Source organism: Binatus soli (SeqCode), from assembly GCF_050015535.1.
GTDB lineage: Bacteria > Desulfobacterota > Binatia > Binatales > Binataceae > Binatus > Binatus soli.
In genome coordinates this window covers 75,724-95,001 of sequence record NZ_JBEKBF010000009.1, presented here as the reverse complement: position 1 = coordinate 95,001, position 19,278 = coordinate 75,724, and the positions used below count along the sequence as shown (strand labels likewise).

Here is a 19,278-nt window from a genome sequence, read left to right as displayed (position 1 = left end):
GCGCGCATGATCGATCCCCATGGCGGGGTGAAGCGGAACTTGACAAGACTGACTCCACTGCGCTTGATGAGCATTGATGTGATCGCGATCGGCCTGGCGCGAAGCAGCTGCAAAACGCGCACCGCTCACGATTTCGGGAGGAGTCATGGAGATCCCGCAGGGGCTCAAATATTCGAAGGAGCACGAATGGGTCGCGACTGAAGATATCGTTGCGACCGTTGGTATCACCGATCACGCGCAAGACCAGTTGGGCGAGATTGTGTATATCGAATTGCCCGCGGTCGGCGACAAGGTCAGCAAGGACGATCCGTTCGGCGTCGTCGAGTCGGTCAAAGCCGTCTCGGATATTTACGCGCCCGTCACCGGAACCGTCATCGAGATCAACGAAGACCTGCCCGAGAGCCCCGAAACCGTCAACGAAGACCCGTACGGTGACGGCTGGCTGATCAAGGTGAAGATCACGGACCTGAGCGATCTCGAAGACCTGATGGACGCCGATGAATACGCGGAGCTGCTCGCACGCGAGAAGGAATAGCCGCGGCGACTCGATTCAGGCCGGCGGCCGGGAGCTCGCGCCGGAATCGGGAGCGGTCGCCGTCGCAACGGCTTTTGACACCGAAATTCTAACCTTGGCGGCGCCCGCAGGAGGATTTATGAACACCATCAGGAACGGAGCCGACGCCGATGGCTCCATCGCGAACGCCTTCTGCGGACTCAACCCCTGAGAGAATTCGATTTCGCGCGGCGTCATCTCGCCAAGCATCTTGGCCGAGAGCTCGTTGCCGCAATCGACGCTCCGGCTGGCGATCGGATGCGCGCCGCCGCCAATCAGATCGGCGTCGATCTCGACCAGATGCAACGGATGCGCTCCGACGTTCTGCGCGTTGCCGCTTATCACCAGCGCGACATGGCCGCCCTTGAGCGTGTAATACTCCGAGCGGACGTCATGCAGCGCCACCAGCATCGCCGGTACGATTGGGCGCGCGAAGTAACCGCCGATTCGCGGAGCCTGGCTGAGAATGCGCGCGCTGGCGTCGGGCTCGTTGCAGATGAGCGCGCTGGCACCGAGGAAAACGATCGCTACGAAGAAAAACATCGCAAGAAAAAATCCCGACGCATGAGTTCCGCCGGCCGCCGCCGCATCGGCGCCTTCGTCGCCGACCTCGCCCAGTTGGAATCCCGCGGCTTTCGCCGGCGCCGGGGGCTGTGCGAATCGAGGCGCCGGCGCATGCAGAGGCGCGGCCTCGCGAAGCACCGGATTGGGCGCCGGGCGCGGGGCCGGTTGCGGCTCGGCCATCAGGGTCGGGGCCTGGCGAACCGGCGGGGATTCGAACTCATCGAGCACATCGCCCACCTGCCATCCGCCGTCGGCGGGCTCGGGACGCTCGAGCTCGTGCTCCGGCGGCGCGTCGCCGATTTCATTGCGCTCGTCGCTGAAATCGAATTTCAGATTTTCGCCGGTGTCGGCTTTCTGCTCGCGGTCGCCGAAGGGGCGATTGAGCGGATCATTGGATTGCGGTTCGTGCCGGTCTTTCTCGCGTCGATCAGCGGGCTCGTCGGTCGGCGCATTTGCCGGCGCCTCGGGCATCCTGTGCTCGAAAGGCTCGCGCTGGTCCGAATCCGATTGTTGAACGCGAACTTGCGGTTCGGGCGGATTCGTCGGCCGCAGCCCCGCGCTATGCTCGCGTTTGACTACGTCGCTTTCGACTGGAGACTTGAGCTCGCCTGCGCGCGGCCGCGCGGGGCGGATCGTGCGCGCCGGCTGCGATTCACTCTCGGCCGCTGGTGGAGCCGCTTTGCGCACTCTTGCAGGCGCCGCGTCCGCGTTGAACACGTGGCCGCATCGCGAGCACTTGAAGGTCGGTGTATCGTCGGGCAGGACCCGTTCATCAATCCGATAGCGGGTGTGGCAACTGGTGCATTGAATTTCGATCATTCCCCCACCTCACATCCCGCCGATGAAATTATCACACGGCAAGGGGCCCCGCATCTTTTGTGCGCACCGCGCAAAACCTGTTCGGCGGCAATACCGCGGAGCGTCGTTCAATGCGGATAGCGCTTCTGACGCGCCGTTTCGATAGCGCGGGCGGCGGGACCGAGCGCGATTTGATCGTTACGGCGGATTACCTGCGCGCAGCGGGCCATCAAATTACGATTTTCGCAGACCAGATCCGTGGCGCGGCCGGCGACCGGGATGTTCATCGCGTCGGCGTAGGCCCAAGGCTCGGACGCGCCCTGTCCCTGATGCGATTCGCGTGGACTGCTGCGCCTGCGGCCCGCCGCGCAGGGACCGATCTGGTGCTGAGCTTCGCGCGATGCGTCGGCGCCGACGTGATGCGCTCCGGCGGCGGCGCGCACGCCAGTTACATCCGCGCGGCGCGAAGATGGCGCGGCGCGCTCGGCGCGTCTGCGATGCGTATCAGTCCGTATCATCAGGTCCAGATGCTCGTCGAGCGCCAGGCCTTCCGAAGTCCCGGGCTGAGGCGCGCGATTGCGGTGTCGAATTTCGTTCGCGACGATCTGATTCGGGAATTCCGCCTCGCGCCTGAAAAAACGGTCACGATCTACAATGGCGTCGACCTCGATCGCTTCCGGCCCGGCGCCGATCCGTCCGAGCGCGCGGCTATCCGCCGGAAGTTTGCAGTTCCGGCCAGTGCCCGGATGGTCGTCTTTGTCGGCAACGGCTTCGCGCGCAAGGGATTGGGATTCCTCATCGAAGCATGGCCGCTGGTCGCGGGCGGCGCGTTTCTGTTGGTGGTCGGCGCCGATCGAGCGGCCGACAAATTCGCGCACCGCGCTCGCGCCCTCAACGTCGGCGCTCGAGTAGTCTTCGCGGGTCCACAACCCAACGTCGAGGCGATCTTTCACGCGGCGGACGCGTTTGCGATGCCGTCGCTGTTCGAACCGTTCGGCAACGTCGTAATGGAAGCGATGGCCAGTGGATTGCCCGTGATGACCAGCGTGTTCTCGGGCGTTGCGGAGTTGATCCCGCCCTCGATGCGCGGGTTTCGAGTCGACAATCCCGACGATGTGGGCGAGGTCGCGCTTCGTCTCGGCGCCTTGTTTGACGCGCCCGCAAGTCTTGGCGGTGAGGCCCGCGAGACGGCCGAAAACTTTACCTGGACGCGCTACGCAAACGAATTGAACGCGCTGATTGAATCGACAGGGTAGGGCGCGCGGCGCGTTTCTAGCCGCCGAGACCGTCGAACATTCCGCGCGCGATTGCGAGTCTGCGTTCCTCGCGCGCGATTCTCGGGATGGCGGCGCCCGTCAACTGCGCAATCCGCAGCCGCGTCAGCGCGATCACATTCTTCAGGATCACGTCCAGGCTGGAATGCTTCTCATGCAGCATCCGGCACCGGCCGCGCTCGCGCGCAATTCTGATGAATCGTTCGCGATTGGCGCGTGCGGCGTCAACTTCGTGATAGACAAGCGCCTTTGGCGCGTATCCGATTCGAAAGCCCGCGCGCCGGATTCGCTGCGACATCTCGGTTTCCTCCTCGTGCCCGCCCGCGCCCGGACCGAGGCGCTCGTCGAACGATCCCACTTGTTTAAGCACCTCTGCACGAAAAGCCATATTCGCGCCGAGCACTCCGCGCACTTCGATTATTTCTTCGCCATGATCGGCGATCGGCAGGTCGAGGTACACCGCCACCGGCCCGACCTTTTTTTCGGGATCTTCGGCCGGGAGGATCCGCCCCTTCATCGCGGCGAACTCGCGATGGGTGTCAAAGAACTGCTCGACCGCTTCGAGATAGCCCGGCGCGACGATCAGATCGTCGTCGAGGAAGACGAGGATTTCGCTTTCGCTTTCGCTGGCCGCCTGCGCGATTGCGCGATTCTGAATGCGGCATTTTCCGGCGCGAGGCTCGTGCAGATGCTTGAGCGCCACGCCTTCGAGCGACAGCTCGATCGGCGCCGGCGTGCCATTTTCGGCGACGATTATCTCGCGCGAACCAGTCGCGAGTTCGGGCGCGAGGCTTGCGAGCAGCCGCCGAATCGATGCGGGCCTGCCGTGAGTCGCGACGATGACAGACGTCTTCAATGCTCTTCAATCTTGACGCGAATCGGAGCCATCCACCTTGCGAAATCGCATGATGATATTTTCGTCCATCAGCAGACTCGCGCTGGTCATGAACCCCAGCAGCTCACGATTGATTCTGCGCTGTGCCGGTTCTTTTGCGCCCCGCCCATAGAGCATCCACGAGAAGCCCGCGATCAACGGCCACAGAATCGGCGCAAAGATTCGCGATCGCAACTTGCGCCGGCTGCGCCCGAGCGCCTCCATCCGAAGTCCCGCCCCCCATGCGATCCAATGCAGGTCGTTGAGGCCCATCACGTGCCAGTTGCGGCCGTCCGCGACGCGATAGCGGTACGCCAACGGCGCACGCCGTCCCTTGTAATAGCCGCTCAGCAAGTAATGTATTCGCGAGCTGACGTTCAGGCGATTGGGCGTGGTGACGATCGCGACCGCGCCGGGCCGCATCACGCGCGCTATTTCACCGAGCGCGTGCGGGATGTCGGCGAGATGCTCGATCACTTCGAGCATCATCACCAGGTCGAAGCGCGCCGGGCGAAACGGGAGATCGTGATTGAGGTTGACCGCCACCCAGCCGGGTTTGCGGGTTCGATACTCGGTCGATACTACCCGCCATCCGCGCTCCGCAAGGAGACGGCTCGAAAGGCCGTCGCCCGCACTCAAGTCCAGCGCGAGCGATGACGGCGCCGGCGCCGGGGCAAGCGCGATCGCGCCGCGCACCCGGTCACTCATCGCAACCGCAGATTGTGTTTCACTTTTTCACTGGGGCTGCGCGCTCAAGACGCCGCGCGAATATTGGAATCCCGTCTTGAATTGGAATCATCAGCCGGTTAAACGCTATACTCTTGGTCTCGCTCGCGAGAGTGGCGGAATGGCAGACGCGCAAGGCTCAGGACCTTGTGAGCGCAAGCTCGTAGGGGTTCAAGTCCCCTCTCTCGCACCAATCCGCTTTTCACTTTTCACTTTTCACTTTTCACTGGCGCCTCTCGGTCGCGGTGCGGCTCAATAGGCCGAAGGGATCGCGTCATTCGAGGTCTTGTTGCCCGACTTTTCAGGTCCGTGGCATTTTGCGACATCTTTGACGCTGGCGCCGATGGCCGACGCGATCTCAGCATCGGAACGGCCCGATTCCGTCTGCAACTTCACGACGTTGCAATCGGCGCGGTCAGTGGAGATCGAGCTGCAACCCGACATTCCGCCCGCAAGAAGCAATGTTCCAAGCGCGGCTGCCATAGCCAGTTTGCGAAACGCGTCAGCCATAGAAATTTCCCCTCCGGAGTCGAATTCACCCATCCCCACGGGCATGCGCACGATATTATTAACCCCCTCGCTTTTACAAGCCATTTGATCGAACGGGACGCCTTGCCCTCAAAGCAGCGCGCTTGAGAGGTGACAGCGAGGACAATATGATTTGAGCGAAGGGCGCGCCGCGCCCTTTTTTCGACGGAGCGATTCCGGGATCGCGGAAAATATCGGAGGATCGGCGGCATCAGGATACTCACGGTGGATTTGCCCAAGACATTTGATTCGAAGTCTGCTGAAGAAAGATGGTTTCAGAAGTGGATCGAGCTGGGCTACTTCAAGGCCGATCCCGCGCGCGAGGGCAAAGTCTTCTCGGTCGTGATTCCACCGCCGAACATCACGGGTCAGCTCCATCTCGGCCACGCGCTCAACGTCTCGCTGCAGGACATCATCGTGCGCGCGCGCCGGATGCAGGGTTACAACACGCTGTGGCTGCCCGGCACCGATCACGCCGGAATCGCGACGCAAAACGCGGTCGAGAAGGACCTTGCGAAGGATGGCCAAAACCGTCATCTGCTCGGCCGGGATGCGTTCGTCGATCGCGTCTGGCAATGGCGCGCGACTTACGGCGATCGAATCCTGAACCAGTTGCGCAGGCTGGGCGCGTCATGCGACTGGAGCCGCGAGCGCTTCACGCTGGACCCGGGTCTTTCGCGCGCCGTGACGAAAGTCTTCGTCGATCTTTACAACAAGGGTCTCATCTACCGCGCCAAGCGGCTCATCAACTGGTGCCCGCGATGCGAAACGGCGCTGTCCGATCTCGAAGTCGATCACAAAGACGTTCAGGGCAGCCTTTGGTACATTCGCTACCCGCTTGCCGACGGCACGGGTGCGATTACGATCGCAACGACGCGGCCCGAAACGATGCTTGGTGACACCGCGGTCGCCGTGAATCCCGGCGACGAGCGCTACCGATCTTACGTCGGCAAGACAATTCGTCTGCCGCTGATGGGCCGCGAGATAAAGATCATTGCCGACGCCGCGATCGATCGCGAATTCGGCACCGGCGCCTTGAAAGTTACACCCGCCCACGACCCGATCGACTTCGAACTGGGCAAGCGTCACGACCTCGACCAGATTGCGGTGCTCGACGGGATGGCGCGGATGAATGAAAACGCGGGCGCATATCGCGGCCTCGCGCGCGAGGATGCGCGCAAGCAAATCGTCAAGGACCTCGAGCACGCCGGGCTGCTCGAAAAGATCGAGCCGCATTCGCACGCAGTCGGCGTGTGCTCGCGATGCGACACGATCGTCGAGCCGATGCTTTCCGAGCAATGGTTCATGCGGATGCGGGAGATGGCCGATCGCGCGATCGAAGCGGTGCGCAAGGGCGACACGACCTTTCATCCGAAGTTCTGGGAGAACACGTTTTTCAACTGGCTGGAGAACATCCACGACTGGTGTATCTCGCGCCAGCTATGGTGGGGCCATCGGATTCCCGCCTATCGATGCGCGCGATGCGACCATCTGGTTGTCGCGGCCGAGCGGCCGTCGCGATGCCCCGAGTGCGACGGCTCCGACATCATCCAGGACGACGACGTGCTCGACACCTGGTTCAGCTCGGGCCTGTGGCCGATGTCCACGCTCGGATGGCCGGACGACACGCCCGACTTTGAGAAGTACTACCCGACCAGCCTGCTGTTGACGGGATTCGACATCATTTTTTTCTGGGTCGCGCGCATGATGATGTTCGGACTGGAGCTGACGGACAAGGCGCCGTTCAAGGACGTGTACATCACGCCGCTGGTGCGCGACGAACTTGGCAAGAAGATGACCAAGTCGAAGGGCAACGTGGTTGACCCGCTCGATTTGATGGAACAGTACGGGGCGGACGCGGTCCGCTTCACGCTGGCGCAGTTGGCCGCGCAAGGACGCGATGTAATCCTGTCGCACGACAGATTCGCGGCGTCGCGGGCGTTCGCGAACAAGATTTGGAACGCGGCGCGCTTTGTGATGATGAATCTCGATGGCGCGCCGCAACCGCTCCCGCGCATCGAAACCGCAAAGCTGGGATTGGCCGAGCGATGGATTCTGTCGCGACTCGACGACACGATTCGCGAAGTCACCCGGTCGATCGACGTTTACGAATTCAACGTCGCTGCGATGAAGCTGTACCAGTTCATCTGGCACGAGTTCTGCGATTGGTACATCGAGCTGTCCAAGGAGCCGCTCAAGGCCGGCGGCGAACGGCAGGCGGCCGCGCGATGGGTGCTGGTCAACGTATTCGACAAGATGCTGCGCTTGATCCATCCGTTCATGCCGTTCGTGTCGGAGGAAATCTGGCAGGTGATTCGGCCATATCTGGACGAGCCGAATCTCGCAGCGCATCTGCCGATCGCGAAGTATCCGGAGGCGTCGGTGACGAATCCGCTTTCGGCGGCGGAAGAAACCGCGATGAATCACTGCATCGAGGCGACCGAGGCCATCAACTCGCTGCGCTCGCTGCTCGGATGGCAACCGGGGCAGCGGGCTCAAGCGAAGTGGAAGGCGATTGGCTTACAAGACCAGATCCTGTTCGTATCATGGAAGGGTTTTGCAAAAACACTCGCAAAGTTGAACGAACTCGAAGCGGCCGATGAGTCGACGCAAATGATCCCCGGGTTTTTCCCAAAGCAATTGCCACGCGCGCGAGTATGGGTCTCACATCCAGCAAACTTCGATCTACAGGTGTTACGGGAAACCTTGCTGAAGAAGCGCAACGAGGTGGTCCACCACTTGGATCGCCATATTATTCGGAGGGAAGATCGGAACTTCTGGCTGCACGCGAAGGACGAAGCTAAAGCCGAAACCCTGCTAAAAATCGAGGAATTGAATAGTCAGAAAAACCTTCTTGACATCCAACTTCAGGAACTCGGCGCCGGCGACTGAGAATTAAATGGCATGGAACTCCTGCGCCAACTCGACCTGACCGAACTCATCAAGCGGGCGCTTGCCGAGGACGTGGGGCAGGGCGATATCACAACGGCTGCGACCGTCGCGCCGGGCAAGATGGGCCGCGCACGAATCACGGTCAAAGAACCGCGGATGATTCTCGCCGGCGGTATCCTGATTGAGCCCGTGATGCGGCTTGCAGGCGCCGAGCCGCGAATGGTTGCGCTTGCGCCCGAAGGCGCCGAACTGAAAGCGGGTGGTATTCTCGCGGAAATCGAGGGCAAGCTCGCGGGACTGCTGATCGGCGAGCGCACTGCGCTCAACTTCGTGCAGCTGCTCTCGGGAATTGCGACCACGACGCGGGCGTTCGTCGATGCGATCGCGGGCACGCACGCGAAGATCATCGACACGCGCAAGACTCATCCGGGCCTGCGCGTCGTCGAGAAGTACGCGGTCCGCGTCGGCGGCGGGCATAACCATCGCATTGGCCTGGACAGCGGCGTGCTGATCAAGGAAAACCATATCGCGGCGGCGGGCACAGTGACGAAAGCTATTGAGGGTGCTCGCCGGATGGCGCCGCACACGCTCAAGATCGAGATCGAATGCGAGACGCTCGCGCAAGTTGAAGAAGCACTTAAGGCCGGCGCAGATGCGATCCTGCTCGACAACATGACGCTCGACAACGTCCGCAAAGCGCGCGCGCTCGCGGGACCGAAAGTCCAGCTCGAAGTCTCCGGCGGCGTGACACTCGCGACTGTTCGCGCGATTGCGGAAGCGGGCGCCGACTTAATCTCCGTCGGTGCGCTGACTCATTCGGCCCGATTTCCGGATATCAGCATGAGAATCGATGCGATCTGATTGGCGGGCTCCCCGTCCGACGCTACGCGGCTGCGGATTCGCTGAAAAAACTTAAAGTAATGCCTCAGAATCCATATCTTGCAATCGAACGCGGCGCGCCCGGCCGGATCGGCTGGCGAATACATTATTTCGACGAAATCGACTCCACCCAGGAAGCTGCGCGGGAGCTGGCCGCGGGTGGCGCCGAGCAGGGCACCGCGGTGATCGCGGAGCGTCAGAGCGCGGGGCGGGGCCGGATGGGCCGCACATGGCATTCGCCGGCCGGCGTCAATCTGTACACGACGATAATCATTCGGCCGCCGATTCCACTGGCCGACGTGCCACGCCTGAGCCTGGTGGCCGGAGTCGCGGCGGCGGAGGCGCTCGAGCGCGAGGCGCCGGGGATCGTTGCGCTCAAATGGCCCAACGACGTATGGCTCGGCGGGCGCAAGGCGGGCGGCATAATCGCGGAGGCTGTGACCGACGCGCTCCAGAACCTCGACTGCGTGCTGCTGGGCATCGGAATCAATATCAATCTCGCGGCAGACGACCTCCCGCCGGAGCTGCGCGACAAGGCGACCTCGATGCGTATCGCGACCGGGCATCCATGCGACCGGATTGCGATCGCCGATTCGCTTTTTAATCTGCTCGACTCCCGCTATATGGAAACCCTGACCCGCGGCTTCGAGTCGGTTCGTCCCGCGTGGGAACGCTACTCGGCGCTGACCGGCAAGCGCGTCGCAATCGTGGACGGCGGGCGGCGCCAGTCGGGAGTGGTAAAGGGAATCGACGGGAGAGGTGCACTGCTGCTAGACATCGGAGACCGGGTCGAGAGAATCGTCGCGGGTGAGGTGAGCGTGGAGGGGGCCTACGAGTAGGCCGTATGTGATTAACGCAAAATAAAAAACTGCATCGAGCGGGGGCGCGGCGCCTTGGAATTGGCGCTGGTCCCGCCGGGCAGGCTGAGAGGTGCTCTCTATGGCTGTTGAGGAAATCGGACGGCTTAGAACTATCGCAATCGTGGGGCAGGGCGGGACCGGCAAGACGCAGGCGGCCGATGCGATGCTGTTCACGGCCGGCGCGACGCCGCGATTGGGGCGGCCCGACGACGGCTCGGCGGCGATGGACTTCGAACCCGAAGAAACCAAGCATCACATTTCGATCAGTTCCGCGTTTAATCATCTCAACTGGAAAAAAACCGAAGTAATTCTCGCCGACACGCCCGGCTACGCCGCTTTCCTGCCCGAAACGATCACGACTTTGCGCGCGGTGGACGGGGTGGTGATGCTGATAAGTCCGGGCGTCGACACCAAGGTTGAATCGGAAAAAATCTGGGCCGCGACCGAGGAGCTGAAACTGCCGCGGATCGCGTTCGTGTCACGGCTCGATCGCGAGCGCACCAGCTTCGACGCCGCGATGAAGGACCTCGAAAAGGTTCTCGGCGCGCGCGCCGTCGCGCTGACGATCCCGATTGGCGAAGAGCTCGGCTTCACGGGCGTGGTCGACGTGCTGGCGATGAAGGCGCTCACCTACGCCGACACCAGCGGCAAATTCAAGGAAGAGGAATTGTCGGCCGAGCTCAAGGCCCGCGCGGAAGCGGCGCGCACCGCGTTGTTCGAGGCGGTAGCCGAGACCGACGACGCGCTGCTGGAAAAATATCTGGACAAAGGGACTCTCGACGACGCTGAAGTTCGCGCGGCGCTGCACGCGGCCGTGGTCGGGCGCAAGATCACGCCGGTCTTCTGCGGATCGGGGGCAAAGAATATCGGAATCGGGCCGCTGCTCGACGCAGTGACGACGTTTCTGCCCGCGCCCAACGAACGTCCGCCGGTGGAATGCCAGAATCCCGCGACCGGCGAGCCGGTAAGCCGTCCCGCCGATCCGGCGGCGCCGTTCGCCGCGCTGGTGTTCAAGACGATAATCGATCCGTTCGCCGGCAAGCTCTCGATCTTCCGCATCGTTTCGGGGCGCGCTCAGACCGACGCGGCTGTGTTCAACTCGACAAGAGAATCGAAGGAGCGCTTCGGCCAGTTGCTGCGCCTGGAAGGCAAGAAGCAGTCTCCGATCGCCGGCGCGATCGCGGGCGAAATCGTCGCCGTCGCCAAGCTGAAGGACACCACCACCGGCGACACTCTATGCGACGAGAAAGCGCAGGTGCTCGTGATGCCGCCGCTGACGCGTCCGGCGGCCGTGATGTCTTTCGCAATTCGTCCAAAGAGCAAAGGCGATGAGGAGAAGTCGTCGGCGGCGCTGCAGAAGCTGATCGAGGAGGACCTCGCGCTGGAAATGCATCGCGATCCGCAAACCCACGACATCATTTTGTCGGGCACCGGCCAGATGCATATCGAAATCACGGTCGAGAAGCTGCGCAGAAAATTCAATGTGGACGTCGAGCTTCAGGCGCCCAAGGTTCCTTACAAGGAAACCATCAAGGGACGCGCCGAATCGCAAGGCAAGTACAAGCGTCAATCCGGCGGCCGCGGGCAATACGGCGATTGCTGGCTCAAGATCGAGCCGATGCCGCGCGGCAAGGGCTTCGAGTTCGTGGACAGCATCGTGGGCGGCGTGATCCCGCGCAACTTCATTCCGTCGGTCGAAAAGGGCGTGCGCAACACGCTGGTCGAAGGACATCTGGCCGGCTATCCGATGGTGGACCTCAAGGTCACTGTATTTGACGGCAGCTATCACGATGTGGATTCGTCGGACATGGCGTTTCAGATTGCAGCCTCGATGGGCTTCAAGGCGGCGCTGGAAAAAGCCAAACCGATCATTCTCGAACCGATCGTCGCGCTCGAAGTTGCGTGTCCCGATGAATGCATGGGCGACGTAATCGGCGATCTGAACTCGCGCCGCGGCAAGGTGCTCGGGATGGACAGCAAGGGCAATGGCCAGGTGATCAAGGCGCAGGTGCCGATGGCGGAGGTGCTGAAGTACGCGCCCGACCTGCGCTCGATCACGTCGGGCCGCGGCTCGTTCGAGCAGCACTTCTCGCATTACGAGGAGGCGCCGGGTCCGGTTGCGGAGAAAATCATCAAGGAGACGCTCGCGGCGCGCGAGGCGGCCGGCGCCAAATCGCACGCGCACGCCCACGCATAGCGCCTCGCAGCGGGGCAGGGCGGCCGGGTATTGCAAGGGCCACCCGTCTAGTACAATCAGTGCTGAGTCAGCACTGCGATGGCGCAGATAGGAAAAAGCCTGGTCTTCGCCGGTATCGCGATCGTGGCCGTAGGACTGGCGCTGTGGGGATTGTCGTCGGTGCCGTATATGGGCAGGCTGCCCGGCGACATCTACATCCGTCGCGGCAACTTCAGCTTCTATTTCCCGCTCGCCACCTGCGTTCTTATCAGCATCGCCGTGAGCTTGCTGTTTTGGCTGATGAGGCGTTGACGAATTGGCAGCGAAAAAATCCGTAAGCCCGCATCGGCTTGCAGAGCGCAAGCGGCGCCGTCGCGAGCTGATCGCGGTCGGCGTTGCGGGCGTGACTCTGGTCGCGTTCGTGCTGGCGCAGACCGAGCTGCCGCCGCTCACGCGTCACACCTCGCTGGTGTCCAATCTGGCGGTTATCTCGCTCTTCAACCTGAGCTTTTTACTGCTCGGATTGATGCTGTTCCTGGTCGGACGCAATCTCGCCAAGGTCATCTTCGAGCGCCGGCGCGGATTGATTGGTTCGAAATTCCAGGTCCGGCTGGTCGCGGGATTCATCGCAGTCGCGCTGATCCCGAGCGCGTTCCTGCTTTACGTGTCGGGGGTGTTCCTGCACGCCGACATCAACAGCTGGTTCAATCCCGAGTACGAACAAATTCTCAATGACTCGCTGGAGATCGCGAAGACCTACTATCTGAACTCGGCGAACAACGCGTCGCATTTCGCCCGCGTGCTGGCGGGGGAGATCTCGGCTCAGGGCCTGCTCGCTCCGCAAAAGCGCGACAACCTCAAAGCGTTCATCGCCAAGCGCCAGCAGGAATACAACCTTGGCACTATCGAGGTGTTCTCCGCCGATCGGAAACTGCTGCTGATCAACATCAGTCCCAAAACCCCCACCGGCATCGGCGCGTCGCCCGATTCTCCGATCATCTCGCAAACGCTGAAGGGACAGGCGCTCACCCGCACCGACCGGCTCGGCGGCGCCGACGTAATCCGCGGCTCTGCGCCGATTTACGTCTCGAGCGAAACCGACACCGTGCTCGGCGCGGTACTGGTCGACTACTATCTGCCGCGGAGCCTGGCGACGCGCGCGACCAACATTTCGCGCGTATCCGAAGACTACTTCCAGCTGCGAATTCTTCGCCAGCCCATCATAAACAGCTACATGCTGACGCTGGCGCTGATCGGGCTGGTGGTGGTAACGCTGGCGAGCTGGTTCGGAATATTTCTTTCGCGCGGAATCACCGGCCCGATCAAGTCGCTGGCACGCGGGACGCAAGCGATCGCCGGCGGCGATCTCAATTTCCGCATCCCCGCCGTGGGCGACGACGAGATCGGGCATCTGGTCGATTCCTTCAACCAGATGACTGCCGATCTGCGCGCTTCCGCCGCCGAACTCGAGCGCCGGCGCCAGTACACGGAGACTCTGCTGCGCAACGTGTCGGCGGGCGTCGTCGGGCTGGACCATGACGGCGTCATCACCACGATCAACCCGTGCGCCGAGCGGCTGCTCGATCTGAGCGCCGCCGCCGTTATCGGGCGCAACTACCAGGGAGCGTTCCCGCCCGCGCTGGCCCGCGTGCTCGACGACGTGTTCGCCTTCGCCACGCGCCCCCGGGAGGCCCGCTCGACGGTCAAGCTCGAAGTCGCAGGCGGCGAGACGGAGCTGATGATGACCGCCAGTCCGCTGGGCGAGACCCCCGACGAGCCGGCCGGAACGGTGCTGTTCTTCGAGGACGTCAGCCAGATAGCGAAGGTCGAGCGGATGGAGGCGTGGCGCGAAGTCGCGCGCCGAATCGCGCACGAAATCAAGAATCCGTTGACGCCCATCCAGCTTTCAGCCGAACGGCTTCGGCGCCAGCTCGGCGCGCGTCCGGGAATCGAATCGACGCTGGTCGAGGAATGCACGCGAACCATCATCGGCGAAGTCGAGGATCTCAAGCGGCTGGTCAATGAATTTTCGGCGTTCGCGCGGATGCCGCATCTGAACCCGGTTCCCGGTGACATCAACGCGCTCGCCGGTGAGACCGTCGCGAATTTCCGCGCGGCGCATCCCAACGTCGAGTTCGCGCTCGCGCTCGACCCCGCGATTCCGCTCATCCTGATCGATCGCGAAGCGTTGAAGCGCGCGCTGGTCAACCTGCTCGACAACGCGGTCGCCGCAGTGACCGCCATCAGTCATAACGGCGCTAATCCATTGATAGAGGTGCGCAGCCATCGGCGGCCCGACAGTTCAATCGTAACTCTCGAAGTTGCAGACAACGGCCCGGGCATCGATCCACGCCTGCGCACGCGCATTTTCGAGCCCTACTATTCGGGCAAAAAGGGCGGCACCGGTCTCGGCCTCGCGATTGTTTCCGCAGTCGTGACCGACCATCACGGCTTCGTCCGCGTGACCGATAACCCGCCGCGAGGAAGTAGATTCGTGCTCGAGTTTCCTGTAAAAGACCTACAATTCGCAAAGGCGACCGGCTGATGCGACCCTCACCGCGCTACAACGAAACGCGATTTCCGGAGACAATTTGACGTGAATGAGACCGTGTTGGTGGTCGATGACGAGGAGCGGATTCGGTCTGCCTTGCGTGGAATCTTGAGCGACGAGGGCTTTCGGGTCGTCGATACCGGCCACGCGCCGGGTGTGATGGACCTGATTGCGCGAGAGAGTCCTGCGATCGTTCTGCTCGACGTGTGGATGCCCGATATGGACGGCATCGAGTTGCTGCGGCGGATCAAATCCGAACAGCCCCGCGTGCCGGTGATCATGATTTCAGGCCACGCCAATATCCAGAGCGCGGTCGCGGCGACCAAACTCGGCGCCGCCGATTTCATTCAGAAGCCGTTCTCGGTCAGCGGATTGCTCGCTTCAATCGCGCGGGCGCTGGAGGGTGACTCCGCCGGCGCGGACCCGTCCAACCCGCGCGGCCTGAGCGCGCAGCTCCGCGCCGCCGGCCGCAAGGCAATCCGCGCCGGCGCGATCCCGCAGCGAACCATCGCGCGATCGATCGTGATGGGCGGGCAGGGGCTTCACACCGGGCTCAAGACCGGCGTCATACTGCATCCCGCGCCGCCAGGATTCGGAATCGTGTTCACATCGCTCGCCGACGAGACTGCTATTCCGGTCCGCTTCGAGAACGTCACCGACACCGGCTACAACACCACGCTAACCAGCGGCGGCCGCTCGGTCCGTACCGTCGAACATCTGCTGTCGGCGCTGCACGCGTTTGGAATCACCAACCTCCTCATCAAGACTGACGACGAAGTACCCGCGCTCGACGGCTCGGCGCTCGAGTTCTGCAAACAGATTGGAGAAGCGGGACTCACCGAGCAGGACGCGACCGTCGAACCGATCGGAATCGAACGCAAGATAATCATCGGAGAGGAAGGCGAGGGCCTCGAGTTTATAAAGGCCGCGCCCGCTGACCATCTGATAATCGACTACACGCTCGATTACCCGAAACCGATCGGCATTCAGCAGTTGCACTTCGAACTTACTTCGCCCGACGCATACAGCCGCGAAATTGCGCCGGCGCGCACCTTCGGCTTCGTATGGGAATTTCGCAGGCTCGCGGAGTTGGGCCTCGGCAGCGGCGCCCGCTTGGACAACGCAATCCTCGTCGATGACGACAAAGTCGTGAACACCACGCTCCGCTTCCCCGACGAATTCGCGCGGCATAAGGTCCTCGATCTGATTGGCGATCTCTATCTGCTCGGGCATCCATTGCATGCTCATGTCACCGCGTCGAAGACCGGGCATTCCGACAACCTGGCGCTGGTCAAGGCGATTCACGCGTCGCTTCTGAGCTGAGCCGGGCGCGAATAGCCGCGCCGGATTGAGTTGATCGCGCGAATCTCCCGCATGGACCTCAAGGGAAAAGTTGCCCTGGTAACCGGCGCGGGCCGCCGCGTCGGACGCGCGATCGCGATAAAATTTGCCGACCACGGCGCTTCGGTCGCAGTTCACTATCGCAGCTCGCACGCCGAGGCGGACGCAGTTGTCGCTGAGATCGCGGGGATGCGCGGCAAGGCCCGGGCATTTCGCGCCAATCTCGAGAACGTCGCCGAAATCGAGAAGATGATCGCCGGCGTGCTCGACGCGTTCGGCCGAATCGACATCCTGGTCAACTCGGCCTCGGTCTTCGCGCGCAAACCGCTCACGCAAATCACCGAGCGCGACTGGGACGCAACCCTCGATACCAACCTGAAGGCGCCGTTCTTTCTGTCGAAGTTCGCGGGCGCTGCGATGCGCCGGAAGGGCGCCGGAAAAATCGTCAACATCGGCGATTGGGCCGGGACGCGCCCGTACAAGGACTACCTGCCGTACTCGGTGTCCAAGTGCGGGCTGATTGGGCTGACGCGGGCGCTCGCCAAAGAACTTGCGCCCGAGGTTCAAGTGAACTGCATCGCGCTGGGCATGGTGGCGCCGCCCGATGAATACAGCAAGCGCGAAGTAGAGCGGCTGGTCAGTCGGACGCTCACAAAAAAGATGGGCTCGCCGGAGGACGTCGCACGCGCCGTGATCTTCTTTTGCGAGGCCACCGACTTCGCCACCGGCGCGACACTGGCACTGGACGGCGGCCGCCTCCTCGCCTAGAGAAATAGCGCATTGGGAGGAAAAAAATGAAAGTTCACTCGAACACCCTGCCGGGACGTTAGCTGCTCCGCGCGGGCGGGTTCTTGAACTCGATCCTGGCGCCTTTGGCGATCTTCTTGATGAGCGCCTTTACCACCGCATCCTCATTTTCGTCGAGGATGAACATCGCGATTTTCGCCTTCACCTCGGCCAGCGGCGCAATCGTTTCGCCGCGCCGCGAAGTCACTTTGATAAAGCTGTAGCCGAGATTCGACTCGAGGATTTGCGTCAGCTGCCCGACCGGCGTTGCGAACACCATCTTGTCCACCACCGGTGGCAACTGCCCGGGCCGAAAGTAGCCCAGCTCGCCGCCCTTGGCCGCGGATTCGGTGTCCTCGGAGTTTTGCTTTGCGAGCGCGGCGAAGTCCTTGCTCTTGAGCGCTTGCTTGTACAACTTGATTATTTTTTCGGCCGCAGCTTTCTTCTGCGCGTCGGTCGCGTTGGGCGGGATCTTCACGGCGATATGCGCGATCTGCACTTCGCCGGGCTCCTTGACGAACAGGTCGCGATGCTCTCCGTAGTATTGCTTGATCTGCGCGTCGGTGGGCTGCACGTGACCCGCCCGGAATTCGTCGTCGAGCATTTTCTCGATCAGCATCGATCCCCGCACCGCGTTCATCAACTGCGCATCCGGCGCGCCGTTCTGGGGGACGGTCTGGCCTTCCGCCCCTCCAATCTGGAACTCACGCGCGCGATTGGCCACTTCGGCGTCGGGAATCGCGATCTTGCGTTTCTCCGCCTCCTGCAGCAGCAGTTGCCGGTTGATTAGATTTTCGCCCGCATCGCGAAACACCGCCTTGGATTCCTCGGTACTGGTTGCGTTGATCATCCGCGCTTCGGTCTTCGCGTAGTCGGCGATTTCCGCCGCCGTAATCGGAGCGCCGTTGACTGTCACCACCACCGGGTCTTTCGGATCGGGCTTGACCAGCGGAATGATGCCGAGGAAGCGTTGCTGCCATTCGAGCCCTGACTGCCCCAGTTGCGCGTGGATTGGACGCGCGGTTGCAACAACGAAAGCGATGCCGATCGCGACAATCAGACAGGCAATCGGTTTTCGGCGCGAGAATGGATGGCAAATGTGCATCAATTCAGAACCCCCAAGTCGGTCCCATCCTGCGGGATCGGCAACCTCTTCGACGAACCCACGGCGTATACTCGGGTGCGCCTCGGCGTCAAGGGAATATTTTTGATTCACGGCGGCAGCCTGCGGGGAGATTCGCGATGGGGCAATTGCGCACGGTGAGCATGGTCTTCGCGATAGTCGCGAGCGTCGTCGCGATAGCCGCGGGCTTCATCCTGTTTTTTCTGTTCGAGGCGCCGTTTCTTGCGTCGATTTTTCTCGCCTCTGCGCTAATCGCGATCGGATGCTTCGTGCTGGCGGGCATCGCCGCTTACTTTGGCCCCTGAGCCACACCCGGAGCGCGCGGGACAATTGCGGGACCGTAGGCCGTTCGGCACGGCGGCCCCGGCGCGAAGTAGTGCGCGATTTCAGGCGTATCGCCACGCATGAAGATCAAACTCGACGACCGAGTGCCGTAATTATCGAGATGCAAACAGAGCGCATTGGGCCGTCCGCCCGCGGCGGCGCCGATTCGCGGATCGAGCTGCGTATTGTGATCGGCCAGCAACGCTCCGAGCGCGGCACGCTGTCCGATCGGATCGCGCTGGAAATCGGCGCGATTGCCGAGTTCTGCGAACTTGCCGTACGACGCGCTTATTTTCGGACATTCGAAATCGTCCACATCGAGATTGGTCAGCAGATGCAGGCCCGGCTTGAGTGCGACAACTTCGATCGAGGCGCCGCGGTTGTATGCGACGAACCCCTCGGTCCGCGAGACCATCAGGAGGTTGAATGGATTGTAGTCGGAGCCGCGCTCATGGGCGGCGAACGCTGCCGCTTCCGCCGCGGTCCGGCGCCGAAGAGCGTCCAGGCATAGCAGCCCGCGCGATCGCGCCTGCGGATTGGCGCCATTGTCGGCGCGCCGATTCAGCAGCCCGGCAACAATTCCATACTCGTTGATTCCGAGCCACGTGCCTCCCGCCCTGAGATCTTTGCCGCCGACTACGTGCGGCTTCTCGAGCAGGGTAGTCGGCTCGCATCCGGGGCGGTCGAGGAATTCATCGCGATTCGCGGCGATCACCACCGGAAATTCGCGTTTCGTTGTCGCCTGAAAATAAATCGCCAGCGTGCACATCCATACAAAATTGGCAGCCGGCCGCCCCTCCGCACAAGGGCCATTCTCGCGATCAACCCGATCACCCCCTGCTGTATGCTAATGTATACAGAACAGTACACACACATGTCGGCAGTAACGACACCGGGTTGACCGTAAGACGAGGACTCAAACCCCGCCTCGAACTTCGCGTTTGCAAACCGCCTGGCGCCGGTGCGAGTCTAAATCAGGTTTTTAGAATGGAAATTCCGGCTAACAAGGCTTGTGAAGTGTGGCCTTTG

The 19,278-nt window shown here is 62.2% G+C and carries 17 protein-coding genes and 1 tRNA gene; 12 read left to right on the top strand and 6 right to left on the bottom strand.

Annotation, left to right across the window (positions count from 1 at the left end; translation table 11 throughout):
- Positions 1-145 precede the first annotated feature (145 nt).
- The gene (gcvH, locus tag ABR989_RS08765) at positions 146-535 is read left to right on the top strand and encodes a glycine cleavage system protein GcvH (RefSeq protein ID WP_428127623.1); all 390 of its coding nucleotides are present in this window, start codon (positions 146-148) and stop codon (positions 533-535) included.
- Positions 536-550: 15 nt separating this feature from the next.
- Here the strand turns inward: gcvH and ABR989_RS08760 are convergent, their stop codons facing one another.
- Positions 551-1,936 (bottom strand): zinc-ribbon domain-containing protein, encoded by a 1,386-nt coding sequence (locus tag ABR989_RS08760; RefSeq protein WP_428127622.1) that lies wholly within the window; start codon positions 1,934-1,936, stop codon positions 551-553.
- Between the two features lie 110 nt (positions 1,937-2,046).
- Between ABR989_RS08760 and ABR989_RS08755 the strand changes: the two genes are divergently transcribed.
- On the top strand, positions 2,047-3,171 hold the full coding sequence (locus tag ABR989_RS08755; RefSeq protein WP_428127620.1) for a glycosyltransferase family 4 protein: 1,125 nt from the start codon (positions 2,047-2,049) through the stop codon (positions 3,169-3,171).
- Between the two features lie 16 nt (positions 3,172-3,187).
- Here ABR989_RS08755 and ABR989_RS08750 read toward each other — a convergent pair whose 3' ends face one another.
- Both ABR989_RS08750 and ABR989_RS08745 read right to left on the bottom strand, forming a co-directional pair.
- Complete coding sequence (locus ABR989_RS08750) at positions 3,188-4,045, bottom strand: glycosyltransferase family 2 protein (protein WP_428127619.1); 858 nt, start codon at positions 4,043-4,045, stop codon at positions 3,188-3,190.
- A 6-nt stretch (positions 4,046-4,051) separates the two neighbouring features.
- Positions 4,052-4,771, bottom strand: a complete 720-nt coding sequence (locus ABR989_RS08745; protein WP_428127618.1) for a class I SAM-dependent methyltransferase — start codon at positions 4,769-4,771, stop codon at positions 4,052-4,054.
- Positions 4,772-4,896: 125 nt separating this feature from the next.
- On the opposite strand from ABR989_RS08745, the gene ABR989_RS08740 reads away from it, so the two are divergent.
- Positions 4,897-4,982: transfer RNA gene (locus ABR989_RS08740), tRNA-Leu, on the top strand.
- A 59-nt stretch (positions 4,983-5,041) separates the two neighbouring features.
- Here ABR989_RS08740 and ABR989_RS08735 read toward each other — a convergent pair.
- Positions 5,042-5,299 carry a hypothetical protein gene (locus ABR989_RS08735; RefSeq protein WP_428127616.1) on the bottom strand — a complete coding sequence of 86 codons (258 nt, stop codon included), beginning with the start codon at positions 5,297-5,299 and terminating at the stop codon, positions 5,042-5,044.
- 243 nt (positions 5,300-5,542) lie between these two features.
- On the opposite strand from ABR989_RS08735, the gene ABR989_RS08730 reads away from it, so the two are divergent.
- The 8 genes from ABR989_RS08730 to ABR989_RS08695 all read left to right on the top strand — a co-directional run bounded on the left by ABR989_RS08730 (position 5,543) and on the right by ABR989_RS08695 (position 16,784).
- Complete coding sequence (locus ABR989_RS08730) at positions 5,543-8,209, top strand: valine--tRNA ligase (RefSeq protein ID WP_428127614.1); 2,667 nt, start codon at positions 5,543-5,545, stop codon at positions 8,207-8,209.
- Between the two features lie 12 nt (positions 8,210-8,221).
- Positions 8,222-9,070, top strand: a complete 849-nt coding sequence (gene nadC, locus ABR989_RS08725; RefSeq protein WP_428127613.1) for a carboxylating nicotinate-nucleotide diphosphorylase — start codon at positions 8,222-8,224, stop codon at positions 9,068-9,070.
- A 59-nt stretch (positions 9,071-9,129) separates the two neighbouring features.
- Positions 9,130-9,927 carry a biotin--[acetyl-CoA-carboxylase] ligase gene (locus ABR989_RS08720; protein WP_428127612.1) on the top strand — a complete coding sequence of 266 codons (798 nt, stop codon included), beginning with the start codon at positions 9,130-9,132 and terminating at the stop codon, positions 9,925-9,927.
- Between the two features lie 100 nt (positions 9,928-10,027).
- Entirely contained in the window at positions 10,028-12,145 is a 2,118-nt protein-coding gene (gene fusA, locus ABR989_RS08715) for an elongation factor G (protein WP_428127610.1), read from the top strand.
- Between the two features lie 78 nt (positions 12,146-12,223).
- Positions 12,224-12,436: a DUF2905 domain-containing protein gene (locus ABR989_RS08710; protein WP_428127608.1), complete on the top strand. Its 213-nt coding sequence runs from the start codon at positions 12,224-12,226 to the stop codon at positions 12,434-12,436.
- Between the two features lie 4 nt (positions 12,437-12,440).
- Positions 12,441-14,669 (top strand): sensor histidine kinase, encoded by a 2,229-nt coding sequence (locus tag ABR989_RS08705; protein ID WP_428127607.1) that lies wholly within the window; start codon positions 12,441-12,443, stop codon positions 14,667-14,669.
- Between the two features lie 51 nt (positions 14,670-14,720).
- A complete protein-coding gene (gene lpxC, locus ABR989_RS08700) occupies positions 14,721-15,998 on the top strand; it encodes a UDP-3-O-acyl-N-acetylglucosamine deacetylase (RefSeq protein WP_428127605.1) in 1,278 nt (425 codons plus the stop codon).
- Between the two features lie 51 nt (positions 15,999-16,049).
- Entirely contained in the window at positions 16,050-16,784 is a 735-nt protein-coding gene (locus ABR989_RS08695; RefSeq protein WP_428127604.1) for an SDR family NAD(P)-dependent oxidoreductase, read from the top strand.
- A 58-nt stretch (positions 16,785-16,842) separates the two neighbouring features.
- Here ABR989_RS08695 and ABR989_RS08690 read toward each other — a convergent pair whose 3' ends face one another.
- Complete coding sequence (locus ABR989_RS08690) at positions 16,843-17,907, bottom strand: foldase protein PrsA (RefSeq protein WP_428127602.1); 1,065 nt, start codon at positions 17,905-17,907, stop codon at positions 16,843-16,845.
- A gap of 137 nt (positions 17,908-18,044) precedes the next feature.
- Here ABR989_RS08690 and ABR989_RS08685 point away from each other — a divergent pair, with 137 nt between their 5' ends.
- On the top strand, positions 18,045-18,230 hold the full coding sequence (locus ABR989_RS08685; protein ID WP_428127601.1) for a hypothetical protein: 186 nt from the start codon (positions 18,045-18,047) through the stop codon (positions 18,228-18,230).
- Here ABR989_RS08685 and ABR989_RS08680 read toward each other — a convergent pair.
- Positions 18,215-19,018 carry an NRDE family protein gene (locus tag ABR989_RS08680; RefSeq protein WP_428127600.1) on the bottom strand — a complete coding sequence of 268 codons (804 nt, stop codon included), beginning with the start codon at positions 19,016-19,018 and terminating at the stop codon, positions 18,215-18,217. The two genes, ABR989_RS08685 and ABR989_RS08680, sit on opposite strands and share 16 nt — an antisense overlap.
- Positions 19,019-19,278: the final 260 nt, after the last annotated feature.

Bases quoted from the DNA above. Each gene is read 5' to 3' on its own strand.
- gcvH (WP_428127623.1), top strand. From the start codon at position 146: ATGGAGATCCCGCAGGGGCTCAAATATTCGAAGGAGCACGAATGGGTC.
- ABR989_RS08760 (WP_428127622.1), bottom strand. From the start codon at position 1,936: ATGATCGAAATTCAATGCACCAGTTGCCACACCCGCTATCGGATTGAT.
- ABR989_RS08755 (WP_428127620.1), top strand. From the start codon at position 2,047: ATGCGGATAGCGCTTCTGACGCGCCGTTTCGATAGCGCGGGCGGCGGG.
- ABR989_RS08745 (WP_428127618.1), bottom strand. From the start codon at position 4,771: ATGAGTGACCGGGTGCGCGGCGCGATCGCGCTTGCCCCGGCGCCGGCG.
- ABR989_RS08735 (WP_428127616.1), bottom strand. From the start codon at position 5,299: ATGGCTGACGCGTTTCGCAAACTGGCTATGGCAGCCGCGCTTGGAACA.
- nadC (WP_428127613.1), top strand. From the start codon at position 8,222: ATGGAACTCCTGCGCCAACTCGACCTGACCGAACTCATCAAGCGGGCG.
- ABR989_RS08720 (WP_428127612.1), top strand. From the start codon at position 9,130: ATGCCTCAGAATCCATATCTTGCAATCGAACGCGGCGCGCCCGGCCGG.
- fusA (WP_428127610.1), top strand. From the start codon at position 10,028: ATGGCTGTTGAGGAAATCGGACGGCTTAGAACTATCGCAATCGTGGGG.
- ABR989_RS08710 (WP_428127608.1), top strand. From the start codon at position 12,224: ATGGCGCAGATAGGAAAAAGCCTGGTCTTCGCCGGTATCGCGATCGTG.
- ABR989_RS08695 (WP_428127604.1), top strand. From the start codon at position 16,050: ATGGACCTCAAGGGAAAAGTTGCCCTGGTAACCGGCGCGGGCCGCCGC.
- ABR989_RS08690 (WP_428127602.1), bottom strand. From the start codon at position 17,907: ATGCACATTTGCCATCCATTCTCGCGCCGAAAACCGATTGCCTGTCTG.
- ABR989_RS08685 (WP_428127601.1), top strand. From the start codon at position 18,045: ATGGGGCAATTGCGCACGGTGAGCATGGTCTTCGCGATAGTCGCGAGC.
- ABR989_RS08680 (WP_428127600.1), bottom strand. From the start codon at position 19,018: ATGTGCACGCTGGCGATTTATTTTCAGGCGACAACGAAACGCGAATTT.